This is a genomic window from Paenibacillus sp. (assembly GCF_035645235.1).
Classification (GTDB): Bacteria; Bacillota; Bacilli; order Paenibacillales; family YIM-B00363; genus Paenibacillus_AE.
Window position 1 is genome coordinate 1 of the sequence record NZ_DASQMZ010000187.1, and the last position, 7,519, is coordinate 7,519.

The 7,519-nt window shown below is 57.6% G+C and carries 4 protein-coding genes and 1 pseudogene; 4 read left to right on the plus strand and 1 reads right to left on the minus strand.

The window, feature by feature from the left end:
* Positions 1-74: 74 nt before the first annotated feature.
* The 4 genes from VEZ38_RS17720 (at position 75) to VEZ38_RS17735 (ending at position 7,149) form a co-directional block, all read left to right on the plus strand.
* A complete protein-coding gene (locus VEZ38_RS17720; RefSeq protein WP_324895834.1) occupies positions 75-4,592 on the plus strand; it encodes an alpha-amylase family glycosyl hydrolase in 4,518 nt (1,505 codons plus the stop codon).
* A gap of 165 nt (positions 4,593-4,757) precedes the next feature.
* Positions 4,758-5,336 (plus strand): hypothetical protein, encoded by a 579-nt coding sequence (locus VEZ38_RS17725; RefSeq protein WP_324895836.1) that lies wholly within the window; start codon positions 4,758-4,760, stop codon positions 5,334-5,336.
* Between the two features lie 311 nt (positions 5,337-5,647).
* Complete coding sequence (locus tag VEZ38_RS17730; protein WP_324895838.1) at positions 5,648-6,649, plus strand: PstS family phosphate ABC transporter substrate-binding protein; 1,002 nt, start codon at positions 5,648-5,650, stop codon at positions 6,647-6,649.
* 71 nt (positions 6,650-6,720) lie between these two features.
* The gene (locus tag VEZ38_RS17735) at positions 6,721-7,149 is read left to right on the plus strand and encodes a VOC family protein (RefSeq protein WP_324895840.1); all 429 of its coding nucleotides are present in this window, start codon (positions 6,721-6,723) and stop codon (positions 7,147-7,149) included.
* Positions 7,150-7,222: 73 nt separating this feature from the next.
* On the opposite strand, the pseudogene VEZ38_RS17740 reads toward VEZ38_RS17735, so the two are convergent.
* Positions 7,223-7,519: pseudogene (locus tag VEZ38_RS17740) on the minus strand (SpoVR family protein); the annotation flags it as partial.

Consider the following 7,519-nt stretch of genomic DNA (forward strand, 5'->3'; position numbering starts at 1 on the left):
ATCCGGAATCGAAGCCTTATATGGTCCATCCGACGGACGCAGTCATTTACGAGCTTCATGTGCGAGACTTCTCCATGAATGAACGCTCCGGCATCCAGCCGGAATACCGGGGCAAGTACAAGGCATTCACGCAGACCGGAACGACCGACCCGGTATCCGGCGCGAAAACCGGCGTAGACCATCTCGCGGAGTTGGGCGTCACGCATTTGCACTTGCTCCCGACATACGACTTCGGCTCCATCGACGAGACGAAGGTTGACGATCCGGCATACGACGGCCGGAAATTCAACTGGGGGTACGATCCGATCCATTTCAACGTTCCGGAAGGCTCGTACGCCACCGATTTGACCGACCCGACGACGCGCATCACGGAGTTCAAAGAGATGGTGCAAGCGCTCCACGACCGCGGCATACGTGTCATCTTGGACGTCGTCTATAATCATACGCTCGCTTCCGGGCAGACGAACCCGGCATCCGTGTTCGACAAGATCGTTCCGGGGTATTACTTCCGATCGGACGACAAGGGCAGATACACGGACGGATCCGGAACGGGCAACGAAGTGGCGTCCGAACGGCCGATGGTGCGGAAGTATATCTTGGATTCGACGCGATATTGGGCGGAAGAGTACAATGTGGACGGATTCCGCTTCGACCTGATGGGGCTGATCGATACGCCGACGATGACGGAAGTGACGCGTATGCTGCAGCAGGAAGTGCACCCGACGATGCTCGTATACGGGGAGCCTTGGGTCGCGAGCGATGCGTCCGCGCTGCCGTCGTCGCTGCGCACGGTGAAGGGGACGCAGCGCGGCAAGTCGTTCGCGGTGTTCAACGACAACCTCCGCGGCGCGATCAAAGGCGGAAGCGACGACGATTCCAAAGGATTCGCCACGGGCGCCGGCGGAACCGAGCAGGGCATCGTGACCGGAGCGAAGGGCTCCTGGGAGGATTTCACCGACGGGCCGACGGAAACGATCAACTACGTCACGGCGCACGACAACTTGAACCTATGGGACAAAGTGATCAAGACGCAGCATCTCGAGGAGCAAGAAGGTTGGGTGCATATCGAAAACGGCAAGTTAATCGGCGACGAATTCGCCTCGGTCGAGGAAGCGGTCGCGGCGGCTACGCCGCATCACGCGGTCGATCCGAACAACGTGCTTGCGAACGAAACCGTGAAGCGTTCGCTGCTGGCGAACGGCATCGCGATTACCGCGCAGGGGATTCCGTTCCTGCACGCGGGCGAAGAGCTGCTGCGCACGAAATTCGGCGACCATAACTCTTACGCTTCGCCGGATGCGATCAATGAAATTCGCTGGGAATACAAGACGAAGTTTGCACCGGTTTTCGATTACTACGAAGGCCTGCTGAAGCTTCGGAGGGAACACCCGGCGTTCCGCATGTCGACGAAGGAAGCGGTGCAGCAAGGCTTCGAGCTGCTTCGCGCGAACGGCAACGTTGTCGCTTACAAGTTGAGAAACCACGCCAACAACGATCCGTGGAACAATATCGTCGTCATCTATAACGCGAACGCAACCGACCAAACGGTGACGCTGCCCGTCAGCGCATCCGGCGTATGGAACGTCGTTGTGAACGAATCCGCGGCGGGAACGGAAACGCTCGCCGCGATAAGCGGCGGAAGCGTAACCGTGAAGGCGCTCTCGATGATGGTGCTGTACGACCAAGCGGAGGCGCCGTACACGCCGGAAGCGACGACGCTGCAGCTCGATGCGTCTTCAATCGCCCTCGAGCCGGGCATGTCGAAATTCGTTCGAGCCGCCGTACTCGACCAGAAGGGGCGGCCGATGAACGTCCCGATCGAGTACGCTTCGAGCGACGAGCAAGTCGCGGCCGTCAACGGCCTCGGTAAAGTAACCGGAGTGACGGACGGCATGGCAACGATCGCGGTGTCGGCCGGGACGTTAACCGCCGAGCTGAACGTCGTCGTCGGCGAATTGGTCCCGACGCAAATCGCGGTGCAAGGGCCGTCGTTCGTATACGCCGGCGACTCCGCAGCTTTCACGGCGGTCGTGAAAGATCAATACGGGCAGCCGATGAACGGCATTCCGGTGTCGTGGAGCTCCTCGAACGGCGCCGTCGCCGACATTGCCGCGAATGGCGTCGTGACGGGGCGCGCCGAAGGAACGGCGACGATCACGGCGTCCGCAGGGCAAGTCGAAACGGCGGTTACCCTTCAGGTAAAACGGCCGAACGCGATCGCGCTCCATTACGTTCGCCCCGACGGAAACTTTACGGATATGGACGTATGGGTGTGGAATACGGGGCTGCGCAATAACGGAGGGCACAGCATCGACTTCGCCGCGATCGACGGAACGACGGCCATCGCCGTCATCCCGGTCAGCGAGACGGCGACGAGCGTCGGCTTTATCGTACGAAAGAAGGATTGGTCGTTCAAAGATACGGATCAAGACCGGTTTATCCCGGTGCTGCCGAACGAGGCGGTAAAGAAAGTGGTCGTTACTTCCGGAGTCGCAGCGTACCACACGGTGCCTTCGATTCGAAGCCCGCAGCCGTCGGATGGAACCTTGCGCTTCCAATACCGGGACCGCGATCGTTTCGCCTTCGGCACGCTCGGCGAGCTGTCCGGCGTGAAGGCCGTCGTCGACGGCGTCGAGCACGAGGCTGTATACGACGAAGGGAACGAAGCCTGGGTGTATACGCTAGACGCGCCTAAGGACGGTCACACATATGTGTACACCTTCCTTGTCGAAGGCGAGCACGTCGCGGATCCGAACAACCCGAACGTCGCAGACGGCAAGTCGGTTTACACGTACGAGATCCCGAAGGCGATTCTTGCGGCGGAAACGAACGTAAAACAAATCACGTACGACACGAATGCGCTGCTTACGGTATCCGTGCAGGGATCGACCGTTCCGGTCGAGCGGATTCGAGCCGACTTGAGCGCTCTGGGCTACGAGGATCCGATTCAACTCGACCTCGAGCTTATGCAAACCGCCTTCGGCGTGAAAGACGGGACGTCCCCCGGCCGCAAGCCGATCCGCGTCATCGTAACGTACGCGAACGGCATGGAAGCGTCGATCGAAACCGGCATCGTCGTCGTCCCCCGCAATAAAAGCAGGAAAACCGACGACTTTTCGTGGGATGAGGCGCGCATTTACTTCTTGTTGACGGACCGGTTCATGGACGGAGATCCGTCGAACAACGGGCCGGAAGCCGATCCCTCGCATCCCGAGGCGTTCCACGGGGGCGACTTCCGGGGGCTTATCGACAAGCTGGATTACCTAGAGCGGCTCGGCATTAACACGATCTGGATTACGCCGATCGTCGACAACGTGGATTTCAATAAAGGCGCCGACTTTAACGGCACCCAATACGCGTACCACGGCTACTGGGCGAAAGACTTCACGAAAATCGACGAGCACCTCGGCGACTTGCAGACGTTCCAAGAATTGCTGGAGAAGGCGCACGACCGCGGCATGAAGGTGATGGTCGACGTCGTGTTGAACCACGCGGGGTACGGGCTGAAGCCGGACGACGCCGCCCGCCCCGGCATCGGCGAAGAGGACAAAGCGCGCTTCGACGGCATGCTCCGCACGGACGGCGCGGCGTGCGGGAGCGGCGAAGAAATCCAATGCGAAGTTTGGGGCCTTCCGGATTTGAAAACCGAGGAGGCGGCCGTTCGCGAGCGGATCGTCGAATGGCAGGCCGGTTGGCTGGAGCGGACGCGCACCGCTCGGGGCGACACGATCGATTATTTCCGCGTCGACACGGTGAAGCACGTCGACGCAACGACGTGGCGAGCGTTTAAAAATCGGCTTACCGCCATTGCCCCCGAAGCGAAGCTGATCGGCGAATATTTCGACGGCAGCGCGGCGAACCAAGGGGGATACCTGAACAGCGGGCAAATGGACAGTTTGCTGGACTTTGATTTCAAGTGGCTGGCGCTGGATCTCCTTAACGGCGGGTTGCTCGACGTCAACGAACGGCTGCAGGCGCGCAACGATACGATCGACAATACCGCCACGCTCGGTTCGTTCCTAAGCTCGCACGACGAGGACGGATTTTTGTCCGAGCGCATCGGAGGCGACCGAGGAAAGCTTAAAGTGGCGGCGGCGCTGCAGATGACGGTGAAAGGCCAGCCGGTGATCTACTACGGCGAGGAGCTGGGCCGCTCCGGGAAAAACGCGGGAGATTTGGCTGCAGGGCAGTACGGCGAAAACCGGGGCGACATGCCTTGGGATCGGCTGGACGAAGAAGCGGATTTGTTGGGGCATTATACGAAAATGCTTCGCATCCGGGCGAAACATTCGGAGGTATTCGCGAAAGGGTCTCACAGCGACGCGTTGGCCGGCAGCGACGAGGAGGGAACGCTCGTCTTCGCGCGCAGCTACGAGGGCCGGACCGTATTCGTCGGGCTGAACGTCACGACGGAGGCGAAGACCGTGAAATTCCAGGCGACCGGATTTGAGCCGGGGGCGGCGCTCGTCGACGAGTATTCCGGAGAGCGCGTCAAGGTGGACGCGGAAGGGTTCGTCACCGTGACGATTCCCCCGAGAGACGGCGGCGGCACGGTCGTACTCGCGAAGGTAGGGGCGGAGAAAACGAAGTAAAGCAATTACGGGTCAACCGGTCGTGCGGCCGGTTGACCTTTTTTTCACTATCAGCGCGGATCGCCGCGGCATCCAACTACGCAAATCCTCCACAGAAAACCTGCGAAAAATTCAAAACGGTCTTGTAACATGGAAGAGAGGAACGATACGAAGGAGAGCGTTATGATGAATACAGACAGCGGATATGGCCGTTTTTTTGAAAATGCGGGCATCGCGCTGGCCGCGGCGGTGCCGGCCGGTTTGCTCATGGGCGTTATTTTGCGAGTCAACATGTCGATCATTGCGGTGGCCTATCCCCACCTCGCGACAGGATTTCATTGGATCAGCACGCTTATGATCATCCTGGGGCCTGGCTTGGGCGTGACGTTGACGAACGCCGTCATCTTCTCGTTGCTGCATAACCGGCTTCCCCGCGAACGGCGCGCGAAGGCAATCGCTTATGCGCTGTTCACCCTGATCGTATACGGCACGCCGTTCCTGCTGTCCAACCCCGGCGGAGAATTGTTCGGGCCGCAGGCTGTCTTGGGCGTGCCGCTGTTCGCGCTGGCCTACGCGTTCAACGGAGCATCGCTGTCTTGGTTCGCCGACGGCTTGAAGGATTGGGTTCGGGCAAACCCGATGAAGCGGACTCGGTTCGCCTACACCAGTTGTATCTTGCTATCCGTTCCCGCATTAGCGATGTTGGGCGGGATCGTCTTCGAAATTTTCACCGAAATGATTCCGGAAATCCGGAACAATTGGTGATTTCTTGTTGCAGGATCGTACCTAGCAGGGCCGGATAACGCGCGATGGCGCACTTGTCCGGTTTTTTTTTGTAGAACTTTAAGGGAGCCGCTTACGTCTTACTACTAAGGGGGGGAGTTTCATTGAGTTTCTGGTCTAGGGTGGGTCTGAGCCTGACTCTTATTTTTATTATCTTGTTAGCCGGGTTTATTGCTTTCTTTATCACAACGTTTATGGGCTTGAAATTCTATACGATCCTAACCTTGATCGTTTCGCTCGTATTCATGCTTTACGTCGTCCTCCGGGTATTTCGGCTCGGGAGCGGACGAATCATGGATCGGGGGCTCGGGGGATTCCTGTTGCTCTGCGTTTTCGCGACAGGAGCGTACGAGGCCTATCAGGCTTACGATCGCAGCATCACGGTGGGAAACAATGAAGTGAACCTATTCGAATACGAACCGTTCGCGCGTAACACGAAGGCTGTTCGCCTAGAGGAAGACGCCGATTTAAAAATTAGCGAGAACCTGCCTCGGATCGACGGCGCGACGGCGCTTTACCCGCTCTATGCCGCATATGTTCAAGCGGTGTATCCGAAGAAAGAATACCCCGTCTACCATAGCGAAGTCATGAGCAACACGACGCCGATGGCTTACAAGAATTTGATTAACGGCGATGTGGATCTCATCTTTGCGGCGGCACCGTCGGAGGAGCAGCTGGCCGACGCCAAGCGGAACGGAGTAGAGCTGAAGATGACCCCGATCGGACGAGAGGCGTTCGTTTTCTTCGTACACGCCTCCAATCCGGTGAAAGGACTGACCAAAGAGCAAATTCAGGGCATCTATTCCGGAAACATAACGAATTGGCGGGAGGTCGGCGGGAACGATGACCGGATTCGAGCGTTCCAACGGCCGGAGGGGAGCGGAAGTCAGACGGCGCTTCGAAAACTAATGGCGGGTCAGCAGCTGGCAACGCCGCCGAAAGAAGACGTCGCCAACGGGATGGGCGACATCATCGCGGAGACGGCTCGGTACCGAAATCACAAAAATGCTATAGGATTTTCGTTCCTATTCTTCGCTACGGAGATGGTACGCAACGGCAACATCCGGCTACTGTCTATCGACGGCGCAGAGCCGACAAGAGAAAATATAGCGAACGGCACGTACCCGCTTGCAACGGAGTTTTACGCGATCACGGTAACCGACAACGACAACCCGAACGTAGAAAGGTTTATCGAATGGATTTTGTCTCCGCAAGGGCGGTCGCTCACGGCGAAAACAGGATACACACCGATGCCGGAGGAAAATGCCAAAAAAATCGATTTTTTTGAACCATGACACCGATGAATGTTTCAATCGGATTTCGTCTATAGAAATGAGAATAAAAAAATCGATAGAGGTGTATCCAAATGGCATTGACCTCCAAGCACATTTTCGTGAACTTGCATGTAAAGGATGTAAAAAGATCGATGGCGTTCTTTACGGGACTCGGCTTTGCGTTCAATATGCAGTTCACGGACGAGGAAAAAGCGGCTTGCCTGGAGATCGGCGACAATATGTTCGCCATGCTGCTCGCGGAACCGTTTTTTCAATCTTTTACGAAAAAGGAAATCGTCGACACCGACAAGCATGCTCAGTTGACTATCGCATTGTCGACCGAAAGCCGGGAAGCCGTCGACGAAATCGTCAACCGAGCGGTAGCCTTGGGCGGAAAGCTATATACCGATCCGGCGGATCACGGGTTCATGTATCAATGGGGCTTCCAGGACCCGGACGGCCACATTTGGGAGATCGCATACATGGACATGAATGCACTCGAAGGAGAAGACAAAGCGTAAGTCGGCTTGTCCTATGAGCGGTTAATGCGCAGAAAAGGAGCTGCCCGAGGTCTCGGAGCAGCTCCTCTTTCCGTTACAAAACCCGCCGATGATGCTTCTTGCCGTCATAAGTAAACACGATTTTTTTATCCTCGACGATCGTCTCTAGGTGCACAGTGCGGCCCCACAGCTGGTGCACGTACGGCAAGGAAAGCCGCCGTTGACGCGCAAGGCGACGAGCTGGTCGCGCACGCGCTCCCAGTTCTTATCCGTAATCAGCCACTCTTGACCGCGCTTCTCGAAGACGTACAGGTCGAGATCCTCGACGAGCTCCTTCGTGAGGTAATTGCGCAGGAACGACTGGTCGGAGTTCAGCTCGCGCACCTCGAAC

Bases quoted from the DNA above. Each gene is read 5' to 3' on its own strand.
- VEZ38_RS17735 (WP_324895840.1), top strand. From the start codon at position 6,721: ATGGCATTGACCTCCAAGCACATTTTCGTGAACTTGCATGTAAAGGAT.
- VEZ38_RS17725 (WP_324895836.1), top strand. From the start codon at position 4,758: ATGAATACAGACAGCGGATATGGCCGTTTTTTTGAAAATGCGGGCATC.
- VEZ38_RS17720 (WP_324895834.1), top strand. From the start codon at position 75: ATGAATGAACGCTCCGGCATCCAGCCGGAATACCGGGGCAAGTACAAG.
- VEZ38_RS17730 (WP_324895838.1), top strand. From the start codon at position 5,648: ATGGATCGGGGGCTCGGGGGATTCCTGTTGCTCTGCGTTTTCGCGACA.